The sequence below is a fragment of the Enterococcus sp. DIV1639a genome (assembly GCF_050530445.1).
Taxonomy (GTDB): Bacteria; Bacillota; Bacilli; order Lactobacillales; family Enterococcaceae; genus Enterococcus_B; species Enterococcus_B hirae.
Map to the genome: position 1 here is coordinate 68,447 of NZ_CP172886.1, position 23,128 is coordinate 91,574.

The following is a 23,128-nucleotide window of genomic DNA, read 5'->3' on the forward strand; positions in this document are numbered from 1 at the left end:
TTTAGATATATTATAATTACAAAGGTGCGTTTACCTAAACGTAAATGTCACAGACGTGATCTATAGGATTTCGTCGGCTAAGAAACGAGAGGTTGCGACACGCCCGGACGCTTTGCCACGAACGAGCGTGACGGAAATTTTCGTGGAGCTATGTCTACTTTTCAAAATAGGCGAAGGAGGGAACAAGATGGCAAAACAAAAAATTCGTATCCGTTTAAAAGCGTATGAACACCGTATTTTAGATCAAGCGGCGGATAAAATCGTGGAAACTGCAAAAAGAACTGGAGCTAGCGTGTCTGGTCCAATTCCATTACCAACTGAACGCAGTCTTTACACAGTTATTCGTGCGACTCACAAATACAAAGATTCACGCGAACAATTCGAAATGCGTACACACAAACGTCTTATCGACATTGTGAACCCAACACCAAAAACTGTTGATGCTTTGATGAAGCTAGACTTACCATCTGGTGTTAACATCGAAATCAAACTATAATATTAAAATAAAATTAATGGAGGTGTACTCATGACCAAAGGAATCTTAGGGAAAAAAGTGGGAATGACACAAATCTTCACTGAATCTGGCGAATTAATTCCAGTAACTGTTGTAGAAGCTACTCCAAACGTAGTGCTACAAGTGAAAACAATGGAAACTGATGGCTACGAAGCTATTCAAGTTGGTTACCAAGATATGCGTGAAGTTTTATCAAACAAACCTGCGAAAGGTCATGTTGCAAAAGCAAACACGGCTCCTAAGCGCTTCATTCGTGAATTCAAAAATGTTGAGCTAGGAGAATATGAAGTAGGAAAAGAAATTACAGTAGATGTTTTCCAAGCAGGAGACATTATTGATGTAACAGGTACTACGAAAGGTAAAGGATTCCAAGGGGTTATCAAACGTCACGGCCAAAGCCGCGGACCAATGGCTCACGGTTCTCGCTACCATCGTCGTCCTGGGTCAATGGGTCCAGTTGCACCTAACCGTGTATTCAAAAACAAACGTCTTGCTGGCCGTATGGGTGGCAACCGCGTAACAATCCAAAACTTGGAAGTTGTTCGCGTTGATGCAGAAAGAAACGTTATCTTAATTAAAGGAAATGTTCCTGGAGCTAAAAAATCATTAATCACTATCAAATCAGCTGTGAAAGCTAAATAATAGTAGGAAGAAAGGAGGAACTAAGGAATGCCGAATGTAGCATTATTCAAACAAGATGGAAGCCAAAACGGTGAAATCACACTTAACGAAGAAATCTTCGGAATTGAACCAAATGAAAGTGTTGTTTACGATGCAATCGTTATGCAACGTGCGTCATTAAGACAAGGAACACATGCGGTTAAAAACCGTAGCGCTGTTCGAGGCGGTGGACGTAAACCATGGCGTCAAAAAGGAACTGGTCGTGCTCGTCAAGGATCAATCCGCTCACCACAATGGCGTGGAGGTGGCGTAGTCTTTGGACCAACACCACGTTCTTACAGCTACAAACTTCCTAAAAAAGTTCGTCGTTTAGCAATGAAATCTGTATTGTCAGAAAAAGTTGCTGAAAACAACTTGGTAGCAATTGAAGGATTAAGCTTCGATGCACCAAAAACAAAAGAATTTAAACAAGTTCTTGCTAACTTATCTATTGACTCTAAAGTATTGGTTGTTCTAGAGAATGGTAACGACTTTGCTGCTTTATCAGCACGTAACTTACCAAACGTAACTGTAGTAACTTCTGATAACGTAAGTGTTCTAGATGTTGTTTCAAATACAAAAGTGTTAGCAACACAAACTGCTCTTACTCAAATTGAGGAGGTGCTTGCATAATGAACTTACTAGACGTAATCAAACGCCCAGTGATCACTGAAAAATCAATGCTTGCCATGGATGACAAGAAATATACTTTTGAAGTGGACACTCGTGCAAACAAAACTTTAGTAAAACAAGCGGTTGAAGCTGCTTTTGACGTAAAAGTTAAAAACGTGAACATCGTGAACGTACGTGCGAAATTCAAACGTATGGGCAAATATGCAGGATATACAAAAAAACGTCGCAAAGCGATCGTTACATTGACTGAAGATTCAAAAGAAATCCAATTATTCGAAGCTGCTGAATAAGCACTTACTAGATAACTCATTAAATTAGGAGGGAAAAACGTGGCGATTAAAAAGTACAAACCTACCTCAAATGGTCGTCGTAACATGACAGGTTCTGATTTTGCTGAAATCACAACATCAACACCTGAAAAATCATTGTTACAACCATTGAAAAACCATGCTGGACGTAACAATAACGGCCGCATCACTGTACGTCACCAAGGCGGCGGACACAAACGCCAATATCGCGTGATCGACTTCAAACGTAACAAAGATAACGTTGTTGCAACTGTTCAAACGATCGAATACGATCCAAACCGTTCAGCTAACATCGCGTTAGTACACTATGAAGATGGAGTGAAAGCTTACATCTTAGCACCAAAAGGACTACAAGTTGGAATGAAACTTGTTTCAGGTCCAGATGCAGATATCAAAGTCGGAAATGCTCTTCCTTTAGAAAACATTCCAGTTGGTACTGTTATCCACAATATTGAAATGAAACCTGGTAAAGGTGGACAATTAATCCGTTCTGCTGGTACAAGTGCTCAAGTACTTGGTAAAGAAGGCAAATACGTATTGATCCGCTTAAACTCTGGTGAAGTTCGTATGATCTTAGCTGCTTGCCGTGCAACAATCGGTTCAGTAGGTAACGAACAACACGAATTGATCAACATCGGTAAAGCTGGACGCTCTCGTTGGATGCGTAAACGCCCAACTGTACGTGGTAGCGTAATGAATCCTAACGATCACCCACACGGTGGTGGTGAAGGTAAAGCTCCTATCGGACGTAAAGCACCAGTTTCTCCTTGGGGACAACCAGCACTTGGTTACAAAACTCGTGATAAAAAAGCTAAATCAGACAAACTTATTGTTCGTCGTCGTAAAAATAAATAATTTCTTTGACCATGTGTCGCACATTTTGAGAGGAGGTTCACCATGGGTCGTAGTTTAAAGAAAGGACCTTTCGTTGATGAGCATTTAATGAACAAAGTTGAAGCTCAAGCAGGGGTTGAAAAGAAAAAAGTTATCAAAACTTGGTCTCGTCGTTCGACCATTTTCCCAAGTTTTGTTGGATATACCATCGCAGTATACGATGGACGTAAACACGTACCAGTTTACATCCAAGAAGATATGGTAGGACACAAACTAGGTGAATTCGCACCAACAAGAACTTATCGTGGCCATGCTGCAGACGATAAGAAAACGAAACGCTAATTGAGGGGAGGATAAAACCAAATGGCAGAACAAATCACATCAGCTAAAGCAACTGCAAAAACAGTTCGCACTTCACCTCGAAAAGCCCGTTTAGTAATTGACCTTATCAGAGGTAAAAGTGTTGCGGATGCAATTTCAATCTTGAAATTCACACCAAACAAATCTGCTGGAATCATTGAAAAAGTATTGATGTCAGCAGTTGCGAATGCAGAAAACAATTTTGACTTAGATGTTGAAAACTTGGTAGTATCTGAAGCATTTGTTAACGAAGGACCAACAATGAAACGTTTCCGTCCACGTGCAAAAGGATCAGCTTCTCCAATCAACAAACGTACAAGTCATATCACGGTAGTCGTATCAGAAAAATAAGGAGGGATAATCAGTGGGTCAAAAAGTACATCCAATTGGAATGCGTGTAGGCATCATCCGCGACTGGGATGCTAAATGGTATGCTGAAAAAGAGTATGCAGAGTTCTTACACGAAGATTTAAGAATCCGTAAATTTATTTCAACTAAACTTGCTGATGCTGCTGTATCAACAATTGAAATCGAACGTGCTACAGGCCGTGTTAACATTTCAATTCACACAGCAAAACCAGGTATGGTTATTGGTAAAGGCGGATCTGAAGTCGAAAACCTAAGAAAAGAATTAAATAAATTAACTGGTAAAAGAATCCATATCAACATCGTGGAAATCAAAAAACCAGATCTAGATGCAAAATTAGTAGGTGAAGGAATCGCACGTCAATTAGAAAATCGTGTTGCTTTCCGTCGCGCTCAAAAACAAGCCATCCAACGTTCAATGCGTGCTGGCGCTAAAGGGATCAAAACTCAAGTATCTGGACGTCTAAACGGTGCGGACATCGCTCGTTCAGAAGGATACTCAGAAGGAACTGTTCCTCTTCACACATTACGTGCGGATATTGATTACGCATGGGAAGAAGCAGATACAACATACGGAAAACTAGGAGTTAAAGTGTGGATCTATCGTGGAGAAATTCTTCCAACTAAAAAAAACACTGAGAAAGGAGGGAAATAATCATGTTAGTACCTAAACGTGTAAAACACCGTCGTGAATTCCGCGGAAAAATGCGCGGGGAAGCCAAAGGTGGTAAAGAAGTAGCATTCGGTGAATACGGTTTGCAAGCTGTTGATTCACATTGGATCACTAACCGCCAAATCGAAGCTGCTCGTATCGCAATGACTCGTTACATGAAACGTGGTGGGAAAGTATGGATTAAAATTTTCCCTCACAAATCTTATACTGCCAAAGCAATTGGGGTACGTATGGGTTCTGGTAAAGGGGCACCTGAAGGATGGGTTGCACCAGTAAAACGTGGTAAAATCATGTTTGAAATTGCAGGCGTGTCTGAAGAAGTGGCTCGTGAAGCGTTACGTCTAGCTTCTCACAAATTACCAATGAAAACTAAGATCGTAAAACGTGAGGAAATGGGTGGTGAATCGAATGAAGGTTAAAGAAATCAGAGAATTAACCACTGCCGAAATGCTTGATCAAGAAAAACAATTAAAAGAAGAATTGTTTAATCTTAGATTCCAATTAGCAACAGGTCAATTAGAAAACACTGCACGTATTAAAGAAGTACGTAAATCGATTGCACGCATCAAAACTGTATTGCGTGAACAAGCTAAGTAATTATGGAAGGAGGCCATTAAGCGTATGACTGAAGAAAGAAATCAACGCAAAGTTTATCAAGGTCGCGTGGTATCTGACAAAATGGATAAAACCATTACAGTTTCTGTTGAAACAAAGAAAAACCACCCTATCTATGGCAAACGCATGAACTATTCTAAGAAATACAAAGTGCATGATGAAAACAACACAGCTAAAGTTGGCGACATCGTGAAAATTATGGAAACTCGTCCATTATCAGCTACAAAACGTTTCCGTTTGTTGGAAGTAGTCGAAGAAGCAGTTATTATCTAATAACACGAGATTTTCCTATATAGATTGAATGCAAAATCTGAAAGGAGGATACACAACGTGATCCAAGCAGAAAGTCGTTTAAAAGTCGCTGATAATTCAGGCGCACGTGAAATTTTGACGATCAAAGTCCTTGGTGGTTCTGGTCGTAAAACTGCTAACATCGGTGATGTGATCGTTGCTACGGTTAAACAAGCAACGCCAGGTGGGGTTGTCAAAAAAGGTGACGTCGTAAAAGCCGTTATCGTTCGAACAAAATCAGGAGCTCGTCGTACAGACGGTTCATATATTAAATTTGATGAAAATGCTGCAGTGATTATTCGTGATGATAAAAGCCCTCGTGGAACGCGTATCTTTGGGCCGGTTGCACGTGAACTACGTGAAAACAACTTCATGAAGATCGTTTCACTAGCACCAGAAGTTTTATAATCTTGAGACACTTATCAAAGGAGGTGCGAAACAGTTATGTTTGTTAAAAAAGGCGATAAAGTTAAAGTTATCACTGGAAAAGACAAAAATAAAGAAGGCGTTGTATTAGCAGCGTTTCCGAAAAAAGATAAAGTCATTGTCGAAGGTGTGAATGTTGTTAAAAAACACCAAAAACCTTCTCAAGCTGCTCCTCAAGGTGGAATTGTTGAGATGGAAGCACCAATTCATGTTTCTAACGTGATGGTGATCGACTCTACTGGCGTAGCTGGCCGAGTTGGCTACAAAGAAGTAGATGGCAAAAAAGTCCGCGTTTCTAAAAAAACCGGTGAAGTTTTAGATAATAAATAAGTTTAAGGAAGGAGGGGCTTACTGAATGAACCGCCTAAAAGAAAAATATCTTAAAGAAGTAACTCCATCATTGATGGAAAAATTTAACTATAGCTCTGTTATGCAAACACCTAAAGTTGAAAAAATCGTCATCAACATGGGTGTTGGTGATGCGGTATCAAACGCTAAAAACTTAGATAAAGCAGTTGAAGAATTAACTTTGATCACTGGACAAAAACCAATGATTACTAAAGCTAAAAAATCAATCGCTGGATTCCGTTTACGTGAAGGAATGCCAATTGGGGCAAAAGTTACCTTGCGCGGAGAAAGAATGTACGAATTTCTAGACAAATTGGTTTCAGTTTCTCTACCACGTGTACGTGACTTCCATGGTGTAAGTAAAAAAGCCTTTGACGGTCGTGGAAACTATACTTTAGGTATTAAAGAACAATTGATCTTCCCAGAAGTAGATTACGATTTAGTAGATAAAGTACGTGGTATGGACATCGTTATTGTAACGACAGCTAACTCAGATGAAGAATCTCGTGAGTTGTTGACACAATTAGGCATGCCATTCCAAAAATAATTAAAGGAGGCGAACTACGTGGCTAAAAAATCAATGATTGCTAAAAACAAACGCCCTGCAAAACATTCAACACAAGCTTACACTCGTTGCGAACGTTGCGGACGTCCACATTCAGTTTATCGTAAGTTCCATCTTTGCCGTATTTGCTTCCGCGAACTTGCCTATAAAGGTCAAATTCCCGGCGTGAAGAAAGCTAGCTGGTAAAAAAGTAAATTCGCATAAGAAGGAGGTAAAAGATCAATGGTCATGACAGATCCAATTGCAGATTTTCTAACTCGTATCCGTAACGCAAACATGGTTAAACATGAGTCTTTAGAAGTTCCTGCATCAAAAATTAAACGTGACATCGCTGAAATCTTAAAACGTGAAGGTTTCGTTCGTGATGTTGAATATATCGAAGATGACAAACAAGGCGTGATCCGTGTTTTCCTAAAATTTGGTAAAAACGGCGAACGTGTCATCACTAACTTAAAACGTATCTCTAAACCAGGTTTGCGTGCTTATGTCAAAGCTGACGAAGTACCAAAAGTATTGAACGGTTTAGGTATCGCAATCATTTCGACTTCTGAAGGTGTTGTTACTGATAAAGAAGCTCGTGAAAAAAATATCGGCGGCGAAGTTATCGCTTACGTATGGTAATCAACTAGAATTTACAAGGAGGTGTCTTTAAGTGAGCCGTATTGGAAATAAAGTTGTTGTGATCCCTGAAGGAGTAACAGTTACTCAAGATGGAAACAACATTACAGTTAAAGGACCTAAAGGTGAATTAACACGTACTTTCTCTTCTGATATCAAAATGAATATCGAAGGAAACGAAGTGACTTTCACTCGTCCAAATGACAGTAAAGAAATGAAAACAATCCATGGAACAACTCGTGCTAACTTCAACAACATGGTTGTAGGTGTTAGTGAAGGATTCCAAAAAGCATTAGAATTGATCGGGGTTGGGTACCGTGCGCAATTACAAGGATCAAAACTTGTCTTGAACGTAGGTTACTCACATCCAGTAGAAATCACACCACCAGCTGGCGTAACTGTTGAAGTACCAGCTAACACACAAGTAATTGTTAAAGGTGCGAACAAAGAAGAAGTTGGCGAATTAGCTGCGAACATTCGCGGAACTCGTCCTCCAGAACCTTATAAAGGTAAAGGTATTCGTTATGTTGGCGAATATGTACGCCGTAAAGAAGGTAAAACTGGTAAATAGTTTAGAAAAATTGCATAGAAGCCAGCAGCAGGAAAAAAGGATTTTGCAGAAGTTTACCTTCATTCAAAAGAAATTTAACTTGTGCCGCAGCTTCTATTTTTCGAGACTTTGGTGTTTCTGCCTAAGTGCAGTACAATAAAATTAAAGAGGTGACAATTGTGATTACAAAACCAGATAAGAACAAAACACGTCAGAAAAGACATCGTCGTGTACGTAACAATATCTCTGGTACTGCTGAGCGCCCACGCTTGAACGTTTTTCGTTCTAACAAAAACATCTACGCTCAAATTATTGATGACGTAGCGGGTGTAACGCTAGCAAGTGCCTCTACCTTGGATAAAGAAATTTCAGGTGGAACAAAAACAGAAGCAGCACAAGCTGTCGGTAAATTAGTTGCTGAACGTGCAACTGAAAAAGGCATTAAAGTAGTAGTCTTTGACCGTGGTGGATACCTTTACCATGGCCGTGTGCAAGCTTTAGCTGAAGCTGCTCGCGAAAATGGACTAGAATTTTAGGAAAAGGAGGAATACCATTCATGGTTTATATCGATCCAAAACATTTGGAATTAGAAGACCGCGTTGTTGCAATTAACCGTGTAACAAAAGTTGTTAAAGGTGGACGTCGTCTACGTTTTGCTGCTTTAGTTGTTGTCGGTGACAAAAACGGACATGTAGGATTTGGTACTGGTAAAGCACAAGAAGTACCTGAAGCAATCCGTAAAGCAATTGAAGATGCGAAGAAAAACTTAGTTGAAGTACCTATGGTTGGTTCAACAATCCCACACGAAGTCATCGGTGCTTTTAGTGGTGGTAGAATCCTAATGAAACCTGCTGTTGAAGGTTCTGGGGTTGCTGCTGGTGGACCAGTTCGTGCCGTATTGGAATTAGCAGGGGTAGCAGATATCACTTCTAAATCTTTAGGTTCAAATACACCAATCAACGTTGTTCGTGCAACTGTTGAAGGTTTGAAACAATTGAAACGTGCAGAAGAAGTTGCAGAACTTCGCGGCAAATCAGTTGAAGAATTAATCGGATAAGGAGGACAAAAATAATGGCTGAATTAAAAGTTACTTTAAAACGCAGTATTATCGGACGTCCTCAAAACCAACGTGATACAGTAAAAGCGTTAGGTCTTACAAAGATTAACAGCTCAGTGGTTAAACCTGCTAATGAAGCAATCAAAGGCATGATCAACACTGTTTCTCACTTGGTGGACGTTGAAGAAATCTAATTAAACAAACCTAGTATATAGTAAGAAATATGAACTAGAATATTAAGGAGGTGCCAAACCTATGAAACTTCATGAATTAAAACCTGCAGAAGGTTCACGACAAGTACGTAACCGTGTTGGACGTGGTACTTCTTCTGGTAACGGAAAAACTGCTGGACGTGGTCAAAAAGGTCAAAAAGCTCGTTCAGGCGGTGGTGTACGTCTAGGATTTGAAGGGGGTCAAACTCCATTATTCCGTCGTTTACCAAAACGTGGTTTCACAAACGTGAACCGCAAAGATTATGCAGTCATCAACCTTGATGTCCTAAATCGTTTTGAAGATGGTGCTGAAGTAACTCCAGTTGCTTTAGTAGAAGCTGGAATCGTGAAAAACGAAAAATCTGGAATCAAAGTATTAGCTAACGGTGAGTTAACTAAGAAATTGACTGTGAAAGCCGCAAAATTCTCTAAGGCAGCTGAAGAAGCAATCGTTGCTGCTGGTGGGTCAATTGAGGTGATCTAATGTTCAAACTGTTAAAAGATGCTTTTAAAGTAAAAGACATTAGATCCAAAATCCTATTTACTGTTTTTGTTCTATTTGTATTTCGCTTAGGTGCACATATCACTGTGCCCGGAGTAAATGCTAGTTCATTGCAAAACCTTTCTTCTTTACCTTTTTTCAACATGTTGAACTTGGTGAGTGGTAGTGCGATGCAAAACTTCTCTATCTTCTCAATGGGGGTTTCGCCTTACATTACAGCTTCGATCGTTATCCAATTGTTACAAATGGATATCGTGCCACGTTTTGTTGAATGGTCAAAACAAGGGGAGGTTGGTCGTAAGAAGTTGAATCAAGCAACCCGATACCTGACATTAGTATTGGCATTTGTCCAATCTGTTGGGATCACTGCTGGATTTAACCAATATGCTCAACTAGGTTTTGTGAATAACCCTAATGTTTCAACCTATGTTACTATCGGTCTGATTTTGACTGCGGGTACAATGTTTGTCACTTGGTTAGGAGAACAAATCACAGAAAAAGGAATCGGTAACGGAGTATCAATGATCATCTTTGCAGGGATCATTTCTCGACTTCCTGAAAGTGTAAAAGAAATTTATGAAGACTATTTCGTAAATATCAATCAATCAGATATCTGGAAATCTGCAATTTTCATTGCTATTTTAATCGTTGCAATCTTATTGATCGTAACGTGCGTTACATTTTTCCAACAAGCTGAACGCAAAATCCCAATTCAATATACGAAACGTGTAGCAGGGGCGCCAACAAGTAGTTATCTACCGTTGAAAGTCAATGCGGCTGGGGTTATCCCGGTTATCTTTGCAAGTTCGTTTATTGCGACACCTAATGCGGTTTTACAAGCATTGAGTGGAAGATTTGGGGCTGAAAACTGGTATAAAATAATGATGCAGATCTTTAACTATAATACTGCACCTGGTGCAACTATTTATACGATCTTGATCGTCGCATTCACATTCTTCTATGCTTTTGTTCAAGTAAACCCTGAGAAATTAGCGGAAAACTTACAAAAACAAGGAAGCTATATACCAAGCGTACGTCCTGGTAAAGGAACTGAAGAGTATGTCTCAAGCTTATTGATGCGTTTAAGTACAGTCGGTGCGATTTTCCTTGGTTTAGTGGCTTTATTACCAATCATTGCTCAAATGATTTGGAATCTGCCTCAGTCCATTGGGTTAGGTGGTACTAGCTTACTGATCGTCATCGGTGTAGCTTTAGAAACTGCGAAACAGTTAGAAGGCTTAATGCTGAAACGTAAGTACGTTGGATTTATCGAGTAAGAAAGCGTGTTGAGGTTTTTCCTCAACACACGTTCTCACATTTATTAGGAGGGAAAACAATGAACCTCATTTTAATGGGGCTACCAGGCGCAGGTAAAGGAACACAAGCAGAAAAAATCATTGATGCTTATCATATTCCTCACATCTCAACAGGAGACATGTTCCGTGCAGCAATGCAAAATGAAACAGCTCTTGGCTTGGAAGCAAAGTCTTATATTGATAAAGGTGAATTAGTTCCTGATGAAGTAACAAATGGAATCGTGAAAGAGCGCTTAGCTGAACCTGATACGGAAAAAGGCTTCTTATTAGATGGTTTTCCCCGTACACTTGAGCAAGCAGAAGCGCTAGATGCAATGTTAAAAGACTTAGACAAAAAAATTGATGCAGTCATCGATATCCATGTTGGTGAAGATGTATTGGTTGAGCGTTTAGCTGGCCGATTCATTTGCAGCAATTGTGGAGCAACTTATCATAAAATTTTTAACCCTACAAAAGTTGAAGATACATGTGATCGTTGTGGTGGGCATGAATTCTATCAAAGAGAAGATGATAAACCTGAGACGGTTAAAAATCGTCTGGCTATCAACATCAAAAATAGTGAACCAATCTTGGCCTATTACAAAGAACAAGGTTTGCTAAACACTATCGATGGTGATCGTGAAATCGATGCTGTATTTACTGATGTCCAAAAAATTATTGAAAAATAGCACGATTGCCCGTAGCCGACTTGCATTAAGCAGTTACTCTTGTCAAGTTCAATAAATTATGATAGAATATGTCAGTCCGACTTCTAGAGAAATCCTCTAGATGATCCATTTTGAGAATTTTGAGGTGGGAACTGCAGTTTCCGCCATTTTATCGTGTGAAAATGCGAAACAAGTACAAGGAGGTACTGTGCGTGGCAAAAGAAGATATGATTGAAGTCGAAGGTACAGTCGTCGAAACTTTGCCGAATGCAATGTTTAAAGTTGAACTAGAAAACGGACACCAAGTTCTTGCTACTGTTTCAGGTAAAATCCGTATGCATTACATCCGTATCTTACCTGGTGACAAAGTGACGGTTGAATTGTCTCCGTATGATTTAAACCGTGGCCGTATTACTTATCGCTTTAAATAATTGTACTCCGTAAAACTACAGGAGGTATTATCATGAAAGTAAGACCATCAGTAAAACCAATGTGCGAACATTGTAAAGTAATTCGTCGTAAAGGACGCGTTATGGTGATTTGCCCAGCAAATCCAAAACATAAACAACGTCAAGGATAATTGGAGGTGCAATAAATATGGCTCGTATTGCAGGAGTAGATATTCCTCGTGATAAACGTGTAGTAGTTTCTCTTACTTATATCTATGGTATTGGTAACACTACTGCTAAAAAAATCTTAGCTGATGCTGGTGTATCTGAAGATGTTCGTGTTCGTGAATTAACGAATGAACAAACAGATGCTATCCGTGCGGAAGTAGATAAATTAAAAGTTGAAGGTGACCTTCGTCGTGAAGTGAACTTAAACATCAAACGTTTGATGGAAATCGGTTCATACCGTGGAATCCGTCATCGTCGTGGATTGCCTGTTCGTGGACAAAACACGAAAAACAATGCACGTACTCGTAAAGGTCCAGCTCGCGCTATCGCTGGCAAGAAAAAATAATTCTTAAGTGAAGGAGGTTAGAACTTCATGGCAGCAAAAAAAGTGAATCGTAAACGCCGTGTGAAAAAGAATATAGAAGCAGGTATTGCACATATCCATTCTACATTCAACAACACTATCATCATGATCACTGATACTCACGGGAATGCATTAGCGTGGTCATCAGCTGGTTCATTAGGCTTCAAAGGAAGCAAAAAATCAACTCCTTTTGCCGCTCAAATGGCAGCAGAAACAGCTACAAAAGCAGCAATGGAACACGGATTAAAAACTGTTGAAGTAACAGTTAAAGGACCTGGTTCTGGACGTGAAGCAGCAATTCGTTCATTACAAGCTACAGGTTTAGAAGTGACTGCAATTCGTGACGTGACTCCAGTTCCTCATAATGGTGCCCGCCCTCCAAAACGCCGTCGTGTTTAATGAGTGCCGCTCATTTTGAGTTCTATTAGTAACGTCATTGAACAAGACACTTTTCGTTTTGAAAGGGGTAAAGATAAGAATGATTGAGTTCGAAAAACCAAGAATCGCAAAAATTGATGAAGAAAAAGATTATGGCAAGTTCATCGTTGAACCTCTTGAAAGAGGATATGGGACTACTTTAGGGAATTCCCTACGTCGTATTTTATTATCTTCTTTGCCAGGTGCTGCCATCACTAATATTCAAATCGATGGTGTACTGCATGAATTCTCTACCATTAAAGGGGTAAGAGAAGACGTCACTCAAATCATCTTGAACATTAAAGGCTTAGCACTTAAAATGTATGGTCAAGAAGAAAAAACCCTTGAAATCGATATTACCGGACCTGCTACAGTAACTGCTGGCGATATTATCGTTGATAGTGAGGTAGAAATTCTTAACAAAGATATGTACATCTGTAGCGTCTCTGAAGGAGCTACGTTCCACGCTCGCTTAACAGTGAAGCCAGGACGTGGTTATGTTCAAGCAGATGAAAACAAAAAAGAAGATATGCCAATTGGTGTACTTCCAGTCGATTCAATCTACACGCCAGTTCGTCGTGTGAACTACCAAGTAGAAAACACTCGTGTTGGACACCGTGAAGATTTTGATAAATTGACGATGGAGATTTGGACAGATGGTTCAATCGAACCGTTGGAAGCAATGAGTTTATCTGCAAAAATCATGACAGAACATTTAGACATCTTTGTAAACCTAACTGATGAAGCTAAAAATGCTGAAATCATGGTCGAAAAAGAAGAAACACAAAAAGAAAAAATGTTAGAAATGACAATTGAAGAATTAGACTTGTCTGTTCGCTCTTATAATTGTTTGAAACGTGCAGGAATCAATACTGTACAAGAACTTACAAATAAATCTGAGCCAGAAATGATCAAAGTCCGTAACTTAGGACGTAAATCATTAGAAGAAGTGAAAGCTAAATTACACGACTTAGGTTTAGGTTTACGTAAGGAAGATTAAAACCTTTTACGAAGGAGGGAAACCAACGTGAGTTATCGTAAACTAGGACGCACATCTAGCCAACGTAAAGCGATGTTGCGTGATTTAACAACTGACTTATTAATTAACGAACGTATTGTGACTACTGAAGCTCGTGCGAAAGAAGTTCGCTCAACTACAGAAAAAATGATCACTTTAGGCAAACGTGGAGACTTACATGCACGTCGTCAAGCTGCGGCTTTTGTACGTAATGAAGTTGCTAGCGTACGTGAAGAAAATGAGGACATCGTCATTGAATCAGCTTTACAAAAACTATTTAATGATATTGCACCTCGTTATGCTGAACGTCAAGGTGGCTACACTCGTATCTTGAAGACAGAACCAAGACGCGGTGATGGTGCACCAATGGTTGTCTTAGAACTTGTCTAAAATCACACTAATAACATCACTTTATAGATGATTCTTTTAGAGTGTTATGATGTTGGAAGTTAACTCTTCCGAGTCTAGCTCAGCGCTACTCCCCAAATCTATCGGTTTGGGGAGTATGCACTCATCATAAAGTGTTTTTTTGTACCTTCAATTACCTGTCAAGACATCTAATTGAAGGTGTAAAAAAACACTTTAATTAAAACGGAAACAATTGAAAAATCAGGTGTTTTTTGATAGTGTTAGTAGGAACTTAGGATGGAGAAGGAGTAATTATGGAGCCAATAATTGAATTAGGAAAGATTAATTACAAATATCAACCTGATGACCCTCGTCCAGCATTAAAAGACATTTCATTTACCATCAAGCAAGGTGAGTGGATCGCAATCATCGGACATAATGGATCAGGGAAATCAACACTTGCAAAAACAATCAATGGGTTGCTTCTACCAGAGTCTGGTATTGTGAAAGTTGGCAATCAAACACTTAATGAAGAAAATATCTGGTCGATCCGTCGAATGGTTGGAATGGTTTTCCAAAATCCAGACAACCAATTTGTTGGATCTACTGTTGAAGATGATGTTGCTTTTGGTCTTGAGAACCAAGGTATACCTAGAGAAGAAATGGTGATCCGTGTACAAGATGCGCTAGAAAAGGTACGTATGATCGATTTTGCCAAACGTGAACCAGCAAGACTTTCTGGTGGACAAAAACAACGAGTAGCCATTGCTGGAGTCGTAGCTCTACGTCCAGATATTATTATCTTAGATGAAGCTACTAGTATGCTTGATCCAGAAGGTCGTGAAGAAGTGATTTCCACGATTAAAAAAATCAAAGATGAAAGTAATTTGACCGTCATATCTATCACTCATGATATCGATGAGGCAGCAAATGCCAATCGGATATTAGTGATGAAACAAGGAGAATTAGTCAATGAAGGCACACCAGAACAAATCTTTTCTGCTGGCCCAGAATTGATCAATTTAGGGTTAGATCTTCCTTTTCCTGAAAAATTGAAAAGCGCCTTGAAGCAACGAGGAATTGATGTTCCTAGTGAATATATGACAGAAGAAAGGATGGTGGAATGGTTATGGACATCCGTTTTGAAAAAGTAGATTTCACCTATCAACCAAACACACCATTCGAACAACGTGCATTATTTGATATTGATTTAATGATTAAAGAAAATAGCTACACAGCCTTAGTCGGGCATACTGGAAGTGGGAAATCAACCTTACTGCAACATTTGAATGCGTTGATTAAACCTACCAGCGGGATCGTACATATTGGCGATCGACAAATCAAGCCCGATACGAATAATAAAAACTTAAAACCCATTCGTAAAAAAGTAGGCATTGTTTTTCAGTTTCCTGAAGCCCAATTATTTGAAGAAACGGTAGCAAAAGACATTGCTTTTGGACCAAAGAACTTTGGTGTCAGTGAGGAAGATGCACGAGACTTAGCTAAAGAAACATTAGCACAAGTTGGTTTAGATGAAACTTACTTAGAGCGTTCTCCTTTTGAATTATCAGGAGGACAAATGCGTCGAGTAGCGATTGCAGGTGTACTTGCTATGAAGCCGGAAGTACTAGTATTAGACGAACCAACGGCTGGACTTGATCCTCAAGGTCGAAAAGAAATGATGGATATGTTCTGGCGACTGCACAAAGAACAAAAAATCACGATCGTATTGGTCACTCATTTAATGGATGATGTGGCAAATTACGCGGATTATGTTTATGTCTTAGAAAAAGGTAGGATTGTAAATAGCGGTCAACCTCATGCAGTTTTTCAAAATCTATCTTGGCTCAAAGAAAAGCAATTAGGTGTTCCGACTGCGACAGAATTTGCGGAAAAGCTGAATAGTCGAACAGCGCTTTTTTCCGAACTTCCAATCACTGCAGATGAATTAGCAGATCAGCTCGTAGCATTAGTAGGGGGACAACCTGATGATGAATAAATTAATTTTTGGTCGATACATGCCTGGAGATTCCTTGATCCATCGATTAGACCCTCGAGCAAAGTTATTAGCAAGTTTCTACTTTATTGGAATTATTTTTTTAGCAAATAATTGGCAGACTTATGCGTTATTAGCTGTTTTCACTTTACTTGCTGTCTTTCTCTCAAAGGTAGATTTCAAATTTTTCATCCGAGGCATCCGTCCTTTGATCTGGTTGATTTTATTTACAGTGGCACTCCAAGTATTATTTACTAGCGGTGGTGCTACCTACTGGAGTTGGGGAATCTTCAATATTACGGAGTTCGGTGTAATGAATGGGCTGTTTATTTTTTGCCGATTTGTACTAATCATTTTTATGTCTACCTTATTAACATTAACGACTCCACCTTTGGAATTATCTGATGCGATTGAGTATTTACTTCGCCCATTAAAAGCAGTTCGCTTTCCGGTGCATGAAATTTCGTTGATGCTTTCGATTGCTCTACGATTCGTACCAACGTTGATGGATGAAACAGAGAAAATCATGAATGCACAACGAGCTCGTGGGGTTGATTTTGGTGAAGGAAGTCTAGTCCAAAAAATGAAAGCAGTTATTCCTTTGCTGATTCCTTTGTTTGTTAGCAGTTTTAACCGGGCAGAAGATTTAGCGACTGCCATGGAAGCAAGAGGATACCAAGGTGGCGAAGGAAGAACAAAGTACCGCATACTGCATTGGCATCAACGAGATACGATGGTCCTTGTTGTTTTTGTCTTGATGACCATTGCATTAGTCTTTTTAAGAAGTTGATGAGTAGGTGAAAGTATGACACGTTATAAAGCAATTATTGCCTATGATGGTACCCATTTTAATGGTTTTCAGAAGCAACCAAATGGTCGTACTGTCCAAGAGGAAATGGAAAAAACGCTAAAGAAAATGGCCAATGGAAAAGAGATCACTGTCTTTGGTTCTGGCCGTACTGATGCAGGGGTCCATGCGATGGGGCAAGTGATCCATTTTGATTACCCTGAAGAACGACCTTTAGAACGTATGCGTTTTGCATTAGATACGCAATCGCCAGAAGATATCGCAGTTAAAGCCGTTGAGATCGTTTCAGATGATTTTCACGCGCGCTATTTAGTAAAAGAAAAAACTTACCAGTTTCGGGTCGATATTGGAAAACCACGCAGTCCGTTTCGTCGGCATTACGCAAGTTATTTCCCCTATCCACTTGATTTATCGAAAATTCAACGAGCATTGCCTGACTTAATAGGTACCCATGATTTCACTTCTTTTTGTGCTTCTGGAAGTTCAATCGAGGACAAAGTAAGAACGATCTATGAAGCAAAGATGGAAGTCAATGAGGCCGGGGATGAGTTGTTATTTACTTTTCGTGGGAATGGTTTCTTGTACAAGATGATTCGGATCCTTGTCGGTACGTTGCTGAAGATTGGGAACGGGCGACTCTCAGAGGATAGTATACCCGAAATCATTGCGAAAAAAGATCGAAATGCTGCAGGACCCACAGCTCATCCAGAAGGGTTATATCTGTATGAAGTGGTGTATGATCAATAAAGAAAAGTTCCAAATAGATCCTATTGGAGGTAATAAACTTCAAAAAAGGACGAGAGGGTTAAATGGTTAAGAGAAAATAGCTCTTTTTATGAATCCATAAAGACCTTTTATTCACACGTTTCGTTTAGAGAAAAAATATTTCTCTAAACGGAACGTTTTTTTATTTTTTATGAGTTTTAACTCTCCAAAAAATAATAACAGTAACAAGATATTACTAGCATATAAGTAGCTAAATGATCAATTTTATAGAAATATAAAATAACTATTATTTAAAATAACAATCGAAATAACATAAAGTATATAAAAAAGAAAAAGTTGTTGCTAAAGAGAGGATTCTTTTCTTTATAATAGAACCTAATGAGCGAAAGGAGAATAAATGACATGAGCAATGAAAAATTAGATCAGAATACTTTAATCAGCATACTGGGAGAAGTACATGAGGAAAAACCCTTTATTGAGACGAGACTAGATGAGAAAGAAAATTTTAAAAACGCTATGGGTAATATATTCCAACAAAACCCATCCATACAGCCAAAAATAGTAACACCAGCCCCAGCAAAAAATTCGGCAAACAATAATCCATCAGTACTATCGAGTGCGAAGATGGAAAATTCAACTAGCATATTGGGAGAAACAACCGGTTCAAAATCGTTTATGGCTATGACAGCAGCTGAGAAAAAAATTTTTAAAAACGCTATGGGTAATATATTCCAACAAAACCTAACCATACAGCCAAAAATAGTAGCACCAGATCCAGCAAAAAATTCGGCAAACAATAATCCATCAATACCATCGAGTGCGCAGATGGAAAATCCAACTAGCATATTAGGAGAAACAACCGGTTCAAAATCGTTTATGGCTATGACAGCAGCTGAGAAAGAAAATTTTAAAAATGCTATGGGTAATATATTCCAACAAAACCCATCCATACAGCCAAAAATAGTAACACCAGCCCCAGCAAAAAATTCGGCAAACAATAATCCATCAGTACTATCGAGTGCGAAGATGGAAAATTCAACTAGCATATTGGGAGAAACAACCGGTTCAAAATCGTTTATGGCTATGACAGCAACTGAGAAAGAAATTTTTAAAAACGCTATGGGTAACATATTCCTAAAGAACCTGCCCATACATCAGACAACAGTAATACCAATGCCAATAACAAAGGAATCGTCAAAAACTAAACCTTCTGATCAAGGAGAGCATAGAAGAAAATTCGTTGATGTATTAAACCAAATAAAGTTAAATAATCCAGTAGCACAAGAAAGAACAGCAGAGTCTGCAAAAAAAGAATTTACAGAAAACACCTCTTTGATATTACCGAGTGAGGAGAAGTCAGGACAACCCGAGTCAACAAGAATAGATCTTACGGAAAACACTCCTTCGAAACTATTGAGCGGAGAGAAGCCAGAACAACCCGAGCCAGCAAAAAAAGATTTTACGGAAAATAATTCTTCAAAACTACAAGGTGATCAAAAACTGCAACGATCAAACTTTGATATTGTATTAAACCAGTTAATGTTAAATAAACTAACGGCACAGAAAATATCAGTAGAACAAACAGTAGAAAACTCGGCAGACGATAATCCTTCGAAACTATTGAGCGGAGAGAAACCAAAACAACCCGAGCCAGCCAAAAAAGAATTTACAGAAAACATCCCTTTGACATTACCGAGTAAGGAGAAGCTAGAGCAACCTGAGCCAACAAGAACAGATCTTACGGCAAACAATTCTTCGAAACTAGAAGTTGATCAAGAAAAACATAACAATAAAACCAATCAACTGGTACCAAAAACAAATGTCAAAGCGTTAACTAAGTTTTTTGAAACAAAGAGTTCTATAAACGAAGCTTGTGATAGAGCAAAACAAGGTGCAGAGTTAGAAAAAAATAGAATTTCCCAAAATACTGTGACAAATGGACAATCTTTATCTAGGTAATAGCTGATAATCAACCCTTAAATAAAGAAGTCAGATGGATTTTATACGGCTAGTGAGTACACCTGTTGTTTAATGAACGTACCATAGCTACTCAAGGTGAGCCATTTTTGTAGGATAGAATGCTTCAATTCATGATTTTGTTTTATGAATATGCGAATCGAGTTCAGTACTCAGCTAAATATTGGAAGAGTAGATATGAAAAATAATGACTAGATATTAAGTTAGACGATGTGTACGAATGTCGAACATTTTTACTAAGCGAAACATAAATTTTAAAAAAAAGAAAAAATAGGTAAAGGAATGATTGGATTTTAGTATACAATATGGACTAACTTAACGGAGGGAGATTTTTTAATGGAAAATAATCAGGAAACATTGAAGACTATACATGGAGACCTTATAGCGATAGCTAACAATCTAGGATTTTATGATAGCGAAACATTTCATAAAAAAATAAGTGAAGAAACAAAGAAAACGTTATCGAAAGACAATAAGCAATTAACCAAAGAAAAACTAGAAGTAGCAGTGATGAACTTAACTGAAATGATACCGAATACTATAAAAACTAAACTAAAGGCAGATGAAAGGCTAGTAGCAAGTAAAAGCGCACGTTTATTTACACGTGCTGTAAGCGAAAAAAAGCAAGATTCAGATGGTATTTTACAAGATATACTAGCATATAACAAAAGTATTAGTGATGGAGTGGAATCACTGAAGAAAGCTAGACCGCATGAAAGAGAACAGCTAATTAGTTCAATTGAAGAAGGTTGGGAAGCTGCTAAGAACAATTTGAACCTATTAAAAAAAGACGAGGGTATTGCTCCTGATGGAATGACTAACACTGCAGTAATAGAATCTCTATTATTTCAGAGAAAGAATTTTTTAAATACATATCACATGATACATCAAGTAAGGGAACAACTTGGTTTAAAACAAATTCGAAGGCAAGATTTAAGTGTTGGTGCTAATAGCCAAAACTCTTCGGTTAGTTTAGCAGAAGTGGTTAAAATGAAATTTAAAGAATTCCAAAAGAAACAACAAGAGAGTCTAAAAAACAGTTCAGAGGACAACACAATACATAGTTCCCAACTTACGAGTCAAGGACAAAACGGAAATCATGCTGTTGATGATAATGGGTATGACGAACCAGTTGAATATGGTGAAGTAGGCATTTATGGGGAGAACAAAAATCCTGAGGAGCTAACTACTCGTTCAAGTGCTGTTGATGATAATGGGTATGACGAACCAGTTGAATATGATGAAGTAGGCATTTATGGGGAGAACGAAAATCCTGAGGAGCTAAATCCTCGTTCAAGTGCTGTTGATGATAATGGGTATGGCGAATCAGTTGAATATGGTGAAGTAGACAGTTATAGGGAGAACGGGAATCCTGAGGAAGTAAGTTTAGAGCCAACTCCTCGTCCAAGTAATGCTTCTACCACGTCTTCAATATCTTTTAGCATCTATGATGAAGTTGCGGATATTAATAATGATTATGAAGTCGTAGATAATAACCGGGATCAAGGGCCAAAACCGGAACTTTGGCAATCCATGAACTCTTTAAGAAATGAAAAGCAAAAACTATATAAAGAGATCATTCAGTTATCTAAAGAACATAAAGTAGGTACAAAAGAATTTTCTGAAAAAGTAGAGAGATTACTAGATATTCGCTATAAAATCGCCATAAAAAAAGAACTGATTCAAAAGGTTGGTTTTGATTTCACAAAAATTTTAAATAATTCTAAATTTTTAGGTAGAGACAATCCAGACATGATAAACAAATATGATGATGCAATCAGTAATTTTATAAACCAAACGAAAACTAATATACCACAAGTAACAACTGACAATACTAAAGATGAGAATAAGAAAAAAAGAGCTAAATTATATCAGAAAATGAAACATCAATTTAATACCAATCAAACATTGTCTGGAAGAGAATCAGCTGCACAGATTTATCCACTTATAGTAGAAGTATTGAACAAAAATATACCTAATAACCTATCGACCTATGATTATTACGATTTGAGTAAAAGTAAAACGTTGAAAAAGGCCGGTCTTCATAAATGGGGAAATGTTGAGAAGATATTGGATGCTTCGAATCGATTAAAGTTTAATTATCCGTCACCTGATACTAAAAACTTGCAGTACGTTAAACAAAGCAAAAAAGAGTTAAAGGAACTTGAATTGGTTTTCAATAAACAAGTTACTAAATTTTATAAGCTTTTTAAAAATGCTAAAACTTCACTAAATAAGGATGTGCATGAAAAAGAATTCATCACTAATCTAAGCAACTTACGTGACATCCATCATCAACTTGAGACTAGAAAAACGATCGAACACATGCTTGGGATGGACTATGAGAAATTTTGTCACAAATTTGCTGAGCGAAACAACGTTGATCCCCAAAAAATCATTCATGCATGGCAGGAGACAGCAGCAACGCAATTAAAAGATAAAAGTCCTAATCTGGTGGATGATTTTACACAGGAGGTTAGCAAAAGATTTCAGGATGTGACAAGGAGTGCTGACCCGTTATCAGTTGGGAAGTTGAATGAATTTTTTAATATGGATCTATATAAGGATAGAATAGCGAAGAAATATTTAGACTCCAAAAAGGTTGATTATGCTCAAGATAGAGCTTGGATTATTAATAAGGTCAATTATATAAAACGATTGGATAAAGAGGGATCATATAAAAGGGCGAATGAAGAGTTCATAAAGCTACTACCAGAAATAGATAAGCTACTTAATCAATACACGCTAATCGAACAACCATTTTATCACATTAATACCCCTATTAATGAGTGTCCTACATTAAAGTACTTAGGAATTAAAGATTGCCGTGAGTATTTACCAGATCCTGTGAAAAAAATAGAACCCCTTTACGCTGAAGTGAATAAAAATAAGGGAATGAATCCAGAAAATGCCCAAGGACGATTATTAAATATAATAAATGGAGCACAAAGTAAAGTACAGCAGGGTGCGCAAAATCAACAACTTGATCCGTCTAAAGGAAAGCCTAGTAATGATTTATTAAGAGAGACTAGTGTCTAATTTAAATTATAAAATGTAAAACAAACAGTTAAAGAATCTAAAACCATTTTTGTACCGATCCCTAAAGATTAGCTCAAAAACTAACTTCTGGGGGTCGGTAGTTTTATGAATAAATAGACAAAAAAGTAAGGGACAAAAAAAGACACCACAACATTATGATTTACCTATGACATAGGGACTGAAAGAGCGAAGGGAGAAAAAATTTATGGAAAATAAGCAATCAATAGGACAAGGTAAGCACCATGGAAAATAAAAAAACGATGGTATCCCTAAAGAGCAGGCAATGCGATCCGAACCAAGTATCATCAAATGACAATAAAACA

The 23,128-nt window shown here is 38.2% G+C and carries 35 protein-coding genes; all 35 read left to right on the forward strand.

The genetic code is table 11. The features are described 5' to 3' along the window. The first annotated feature begins 187 nt into the window (after positions 1-187). Complete coding sequence (gene rpsJ, locus IGJ32_RS00310) at positions 188-496, forward strand: 30S ribosomal protein S10 (RefSeq protein WP_010720450.1); 309 nt, start codon at positions 188-190, stop codon at positions 494-496. Positions 497-526: 30 nt separating this feature from the next. Continuing rightward, on the forward strand, positions 527-1,156 hold the full coding sequence (gene rplC, locus IGJ32_RS00315) for a 50S ribosomal protein L3 (RefSeq protein WP_002290445.1): 630 nt from the start codon (positions 527-529) through the stop codon (positions 1,154-1,156). 27 nt (positions 1,157-1,183) lie between these two features. After that, on the forward strand, positions 1,184-1,807 hold the full coding sequence (rplD, locus tag IGJ32_RS00320; RefSeq protein WP_010720449.1) for a 50S ribosomal protein L4: 624 nt from the start codon (positions 1,184-1,186) through the stop codon (positions 1,805-1,807). Further along, positions 1,807-2,097, forward strand: coding sequence for a 50S ribosomal protein L23 (gene rplW / locus IGJ32_RS00325; RefSeq protein WP_002290449.1), 291 nt, complete (start codon positions 1,807-1,809; stop codon positions 2,095-2,097). The genes rplD and rplW overlap by 1 nt, the downstream gene beginning before the upstream one ends. 39 nt (positions 2,098-2,136) lie before the next feature. Next, positions 2,137-2,970: a 50S ribosomal protein L2 gene (gene rplB, locus IGJ32_RS00330; protein ID WP_010720448.1), complete on the forward strand. Its 834-nt coding sequence runs from the start codon at positions 2,137-2,139 to the stop codon at positions 2,968-2,970. A 42-nt stretch (positions 2,971-3,012) separates the two neighbouring features. Then, positions 3,013-3,291, forward strand: coding sequence for a 30S ribosomal protein S19 (gene rpsS, locus IGJ32_RS00335; protein ID WP_010720447.1), 279 nt, complete (start codon positions 3,013-3,015; stop codon positions 3,289-3,291). A gap of 21 nt (positions 3,292-3,312) precedes the next feature. Next, entirely contained in the window at positions 3,313-3,660 is a 348-nt protein-coding gene (gene rplV / locus IGJ32_RS00340; RefSeq protein WP_002288657.1) for a 50S ribosomal protein L22, read from the forward strand. Between the two features lie 13 nt (positions 3,661-3,673). Continuing rightward, positions 3,674-4,330, forward strand: a complete 657-nt coding sequence (gene rpsC, locus IGJ32_RS00345) for a 30S ribosomal protein S3 (protein ID WP_010720446.1) — start codon at positions 3,674-3,676, stop codon at positions 4,328-4,330. A 2-nt stretch (positions 4,331-4,332) separates the two neighbouring features. Continuing rightward, positions 4,333-4,767 (forward strand): 50S ribosomal protein L16, encoded by a 435-nt coding sequence (gene rplP / locus IGJ32_RS00350; RefSeq protein ID WP_010720445.1) that lies wholly within the window; start codon positions 4,333-4,335, stop codon positions 4,765-4,767. Then, positions 4,757-4,945: a 50S ribosomal protein L29 gene (gene rpmC / locus IGJ32_RS00355; RefSeq protein WP_002288664.1), complete on the forward strand. Its 189-nt coding sequence runs from the start codon at positions 4,757-4,759 to the stop codon at positions 4,943-4,945. The genes rplP and rpmC overlap by 11 nt, the downstream gene beginning before the upstream one ends. Positions 4,946-4,969: 24 nt before the next feature. Further along, positions 4,970-5,236, forward strand: a complete 267-nt coding sequence (gene rpsQ / locus IGJ32_RS00360; RefSeq protein WP_010720444.1) for a 30S ribosomal protein S17 — start codon at positions 4,970-4,972, stop codon at positions 5,234-5,236. A gap of 57 nt (positions 5,237-5,293) precedes the next feature. After that, a complete protein-coding gene (gene rplN / locus IGJ32_RS00365) occupies positions 5,294-5,662 on the forward strand; it encodes a 50S ribosomal protein L14 (protein ID WP_002288669.1) in 369 nt (122 codons plus the stop codon). Positions 5,663-5,698: 36 nt separating this feature from the next. Beyond that, positions 5,699-6,010, forward strand: a complete 312-nt coding sequence (gene rplX, locus IGJ32_RS00370) for a 50S ribosomal protein L24 (RefSeq protein ID WP_010720443.1) — start codon at positions 5,699-5,701, stop codon at positions 6,008-6,010. Between the two features lie 25 nt (positions 6,011-6,035). Beyond that, positions 6,036-6,575, forward strand: coding sequence for a 50S ribosomal protein L5 (rplE, locus tag IGJ32_RS00375; RefSeq protein WP_002288671.1), 540 nt, complete (start codon positions 6,036-6,038; stop codon positions 6,573-6,575). Positions 6,576-6,593: 18 nt separating this feature from the next. Further along, positions 6,594-6,779 (forward strand): type Z 30S ribosomal protein S14, encoded by a 186-nt coding sequence (locus IGJ32_RS00380; protein WP_002356214.1) that lies wholly within the window; start codon positions 6,594-6,596, stop codon positions 6,777-6,779. Positions 6,780-6,815: 36 nt separating this feature from the next. Further along, complete coding sequence (gene rpsH / locus IGJ32_RS00385; RefSeq protein WP_002288675.1) at positions 6,816-7,214, forward strand: 30S ribosomal protein S8; 399 nt, start codon at positions 6,816-6,818, stop codon at positions 7,212-7,214. A 31-nt stretch (positions 7,215-7,245) separates the two neighbouring features. Then, on the forward strand, positions 7,246-7,782 hold the full coding sequence (rplF, locus tag IGJ32_RS00390; RefSeq protein ID WP_010720442.1) for a 50S ribosomal protein L6: 537 nt from the start codon (positions 7,246-7,248) through the stop codon (positions 7,780-7,782). Between the two features lie 158 nt (positions 7,783-7,940). After that, the gene (gene rplR, locus IGJ32_RS00395) at positions 7,941-8,297 is read left to right on the forward strand and encodes a 50S ribosomal protein L18 (protein ID WP_005880747.1); all 357 of its coding nucleotides are present in this window, start codon (positions 7,941-7,943) and stop codon (positions 8,295-8,297) included. Between the two features lie 20 nt (positions 8,298-8,317). Further along, the gene (gene rpsE, locus IGJ32_RS00400) at positions 8,318-8,818 is read left to right on the forward strand and encodes a 30S ribosomal protein S5 (protein WP_002288681.1); all 501 of its coding nucleotides are present in this window, start codon (positions 8,318-8,320) and stop codon (positions 8,816-8,818) included. Between the two features lie 14 nt (positions 8,819-8,832). After that, the gene (gene rpmD, locus IGJ32_RS00405; protein ID WP_010720441.1) at positions 8,833-9,012 is read left to right on the forward strand and encodes a 50S ribosomal protein L30; all 180 of its coding nucleotides are present in this window, start codon (positions 8,833-8,835) and stop codon (positions 9,010-9,012) included. A 61-nt stretch (positions 9,013-9,073) separates the two neighbouring features. Further along, positions 9,074-9,514, forward strand: coding sequence for a 50S ribosomal protein L15 (gene rplO, locus IGJ32_RS00410; protein WP_010720440.1), 441 nt, complete (start codon positions 9,074-9,076; stop codon positions 9,512-9,514). Beyond that, positions 9,514-10,809, forward strand: a complete 1,296-nt coding sequence (secY, locus tag IGJ32_RS00415; protein WP_010720439.1) for a preprotein translocase subunit SecY — start codon at positions 9,514-9,516, stop codon at positions 10,807-10,809. The genes rplO and secY overlap by 1 nt, the downstream gene beginning before the upstream one ends. A gap of 59 nt (positions 10,810-10,868) precedes the next feature. Then, entirely contained in the window at positions 10,869-11,516 is a 648-nt protein-coding gene (locus IGJ32_RS00420; RefSeq protein WP_010720438.1) for an adenylate kinase, read from the forward strand. 191 nt (positions 11,517-11,707) lie between these two features. After that, on the forward strand, positions 11,708-11,926 hold the full coding sequence (gene infA, locus IGJ32_RS00425) for a translation initiation factor IF-1 (protein ID WP_002288695.1): 219 nt from the start codon (positions 11,708-11,710) through the stop codon (positions 11,924-11,926). Positions 11,927-11,958: 32 nt separating this feature from the next. Beyond that, entirely contained in the window at positions 11,959-12,075 is a 117-nt protein-coding gene (gene rpmJ / locus IGJ32_RS00430; protein WP_002288710.1) for a 50S ribosomal protein L36, read from the forward strand. Between the two features lie 17 nt (positions 12,076-12,092). Then, the gene (gene rpsM, locus IGJ32_RS00435; protein WP_002288713.1) at positions 12,093-12,458 is read left to right on the forward strand and encodes a 30S ribosomal protein S13; all 366 of its coding nucleotides are present in this window, start codon (positions 12,093-12,095) and stop codon (positions 12,456-12,458) included. A gap of 27 nt (positions 12,459-12,485) precedes the next feature. After that, positions 12,486-12,875 carry a 30S ribosomal protein S11 gene (gene rpsK / locus IGJ32_RS00440; protein ID WP_002288714.1) on the forward strand — a complete coding sequence of 130 codons (390 nt, stop codon included), beginning with the start codon at positions 12,486-12,488 and terminating at the stop codon, positions 12,873-12,875. A gap of 79 nt (positions 12,876-12,954) precedes the next feature. Beyond that, a complete protein-coding gene (locus IGJ32_RS00445; RefSeq protein WP_005880735.1) occupies positions 12,955-13,893 on the forward strand; it encodes a DNA-directed RNA polymerase subunit alpha in 939 nt (312 codons plus the stop codon). A 27-nt stretch (positions 13,894-13,920) separates the two neighbouring features. Beyond that, positions 13,921-14,301, forward strand: a complete 381-nt coding sequence (gene rplQ, locus IGJ32_RS00450) for a 50S ribosomal protein L17 (protein WP_005880733.1) — start codon at positions 13,921-13,923, stop codon at positions 14,299-14,301. Between the two features lie 272 nt (positions 14,302-14,573). Further along, positions 14,574-15,413, forward strand: a complete 840-nt coding sequence (locus IGJ32_RS00455; RefSeq protein WP_034697737.1) for an energy-coupling factor ABC transporter ATP-binding protein — start codon at positions 14,574-14,576, stop codon at positions 15,411-15,413. Next, positions 15,389-16,258 carry an energy-coupling factor ABC transporter ATP-binding protein gene (locus IGJ32_RS00460; RefSeq protein WP_034697740.1) on the forward strand — a complete coding sequence of 290 codons (870 nt, stop codon included), beginning with the start codon at positions 15,389-15,391 and terminating at the stop codon, positions 16,256-16,258. Before IGJ32_RS00455 ends, IGJ32_RS00460 begins: the two co-directional genes overlap by 25 nt. Beyond that, complete coding sequence (locus IGJ32_RS00465) at positions 16,248-17,045, forward strand: energy-coupling factor transporter transmembrane component T family protein (RefSeq protein ID WP_010720435.1); 798 nt, start codon at positions 16,248-16,250, stop codon at positions 17,043-17,045. The genes IGJ32_RS00460 and IGJ32_RS00465 overlap by 11 nt, the downstream gene beginning before the upstream one ends. 15 nt (positions 17,046-17,060) lie before the next feature. Beyond that, the gene (gene truA / locus IGJ32_RS00470; protein ID WP_063626400.1) at positions 17,061-17,810 is read left to right on the forward strand and encodes a tRNA pseudouridine(38-40) synthase TruA; all 750 of its coding nucleotides are present in this window, start codon (positions 17,061-17,063) and stop codon (positions 17,808-17,810) included. Positions 17,811-18,191: 381 nt separating this feature from the next. Beyond that, entirely contained in the window at positions 18,192-19,748 is a 1,557-nt protein-coding gene (locus tag IGJ32_RS00475) for a hypothetical protein (RefSeq protein ID WP_342081894.1), read from the forward strand. 354 nt (positions 19,749-20,102) lie between these two features. After that, positions 20,103-22,805, forward strand: coding sequence for a hypothetical protein (locus IGJ32_RS00480; RefSeq protein ID WP_373169107.1), 2,703 nt, complete (start codon positions 20,103-20,105; stop codon positions 22,803-22,805). Positions 22,806-23,128 lie beyond the last annotated feature (323 nt).

What these genes read in the sequence shown, in the direction of transcription:
- IGJ32_RS00465 (WP_010720435.1), top strand. Translation starts at nt 16,248, where the DNA reads ATGATGAATAAATTAATTTTTGGTCGATACATGCCTGGAGATTCCTTG.
- rpsJ (WP_010720450.1), top strand. Translation starts at nt 188, where the DNA reads ATGGCAAAACAAAAAATTCGTATCCGTTTAAAAGCGTATGAACACCGT.
- rplP (WP_010720445.1), top strand. Translation starts at nt 4,333, where the DNA reads ATGTTAGTACCTAAACGTGTAAAACACCGTCGTGAATTCCGCGGAAAA.
- rpsM (WP_002288713.1), top strand. Translation starts at nt 12,093, where the DNA reads ATGGCTCGTATTGCAGGAGTAGATATTCCTCGTGATAAACGTGTAGTA.
- rpsS (WP_010720447.1), top strand. Translation starts at nt 3,013, where the DNA reads ATGGGTCGTAGTTTAAAGAAAGGACCTTTCGTTGATGAGCATTTAATG.
- IGJ32_RS00480 (WP_373169107.1), top strand. Translation starts at nt 20,103, where the DNA reads ATGGAAAATAATCAGGAAACATTGAAGACTATACATGGAGACCTTATA.
- rplX (WP_010720443.1), top strand. Translation starts at nt 5,699, where the DNA reads ATGTTTGTTAAAAAAGGCGATAAAGTTAAAGTTATCACTGGAAAAGAC.
- IGJ32_RS00460 (WP_034697740.1), top strand. Translation starts at nt 15,389, where the DNA reads ATGGACATCCGTTTTGAAAAAGTAGATTTCACCTATCAACCAAACACA.
- rplW (WP_002290449.1), top strand. Translation starts at nt 1,807, where the DNA reads ATGAACTTACTAGACGTAATCAAACGCCCAGTGATCACTGAAAAATCA.
- IGJ32_RS00455 (WP_034697737.1), top strand. Translation starts at nt 14,574, where the DNA reads ATGGAGCCAATAATTGAATTAGGAAAGATTAATTACAAATATCAACCT.
- rpsK (WP_002288714.1), top strand. Translation starts at nt 12,486, where the DNA reads ATGGCAGCAAAAAAAGTGAATCGTAAACGCCGTGTGAAAAAGAATATA.
- truA (WP_063626400.1), top strand. Translation starts at nt 17,061, where the DNA reads ATGACACGTTATAAAGCAATTATTGCCTATGATGGTACCCATTTTAAT.
- rpsQ (WP_010720444.1), top strand. Translation starts at nt 4,970, where the DNA reads ATGACTGAAGAAAGAAATCAACGCAAAGTTTATCAAGGTCGCGTGGTA.
- rplC (WP_002290445.1), top strand. Translation starts at nt 527, where the DNA reads ATGACCAAAGGAATCTTAGGGAAAAAAGTGGGAATGACACAAATCTTC.
- rplO (WP_010720440.1), top strand. Translation starts at nt 9,074, where the DNA reads ATGAAACTTCATGAATTAAAACCTGCAGAAGGTTCACGACAAGTACGT.
- rplV (WP_002288657.1), top strand. Translation starts at nt 3,313, where the DNA reads ATGGCAGAACAAATCACATCAGCTAAAGCAACTGCAAAAACAGTTCGC.
- rpsE (WP_002288681.1), top strand. Translation starts at nt 8,318, where the DNA reads ATGGTTTATATCGATCCAAAACATTTGGAATTAGAAGACCGCGTTGTT.
- secY (WP_010720439.1), top strand. Translation starts at nt 9,514, where the DNA reads ATGTTCAAACTGTTAAAAGATGCTTTTAAAGTAAAAGACATTAGATCC.
- IGJ32_RS00475 (WP_342081894.1), top strand. Translation starts at nt 18,192, where the DNA reads ATGAGCAATGAAAAATTAGATCAGAATACTTTAATCAGCATACTGGGA.
- IGJ32_RS00420 (WP_010720438.1), top strand. Translation starts at nt 10,869, where the DNA reads ATGAACCTCATTTTAATGGGGCTACCAGGCGCAGGTAAAGGAACACAA.
- rplE (WP_002288671.1), top strand. Translation starts at nt 6,036, where the DNA reads ATGAACCGCCTAAAAGAAAAATATCTTAAAGAAGTAACTCCATCATTG.
- rpmJ (WP_002288710.1), top strand. Translation starts at nt 11,959, where the DNA reads ATGAAAGTAAGACCATCAGTAAAACCAATGTGCGAACATTGTAAAGTA.
- rpsH (WP_002288675.1), top strand. Translation starts at nt 6,816, where the DNA reads ATGGTCATGACAGATCCAATTGCAGATTTTCTAACTCGTATCCGTAAC.
- rplD (WP_010720449.1), top strand. Translation starts at nt 1,184, where the DNA reads ATGCCGAATGTAGCATTATTCAAACAAGATGGAAGCCAAAACGGTGAA.
- IGJ32_RS00445 (WP_005880735.1), top strand. Translation starts at nt 12,955, where the DNA reads ATGATTGAGTTCGAAAAACCAAGAATCGCAAAAATTGATGAAGAAAAA.
- rpmD (WP_010720441.1), top strand. Translation starts at nt 8,833, where the DNA reads ATGGCTGAATTAAAAGTTACTTTAAAACGCAGTATTATCGGACGTCCT.
- rpmC (WP_002288664.1), top strand. Translation starts at nt 4,757, where the DNA reads ATGAAGGTTAAAGAAATCAGAGAATTAACCACTGCCGAAATGCTTGAT.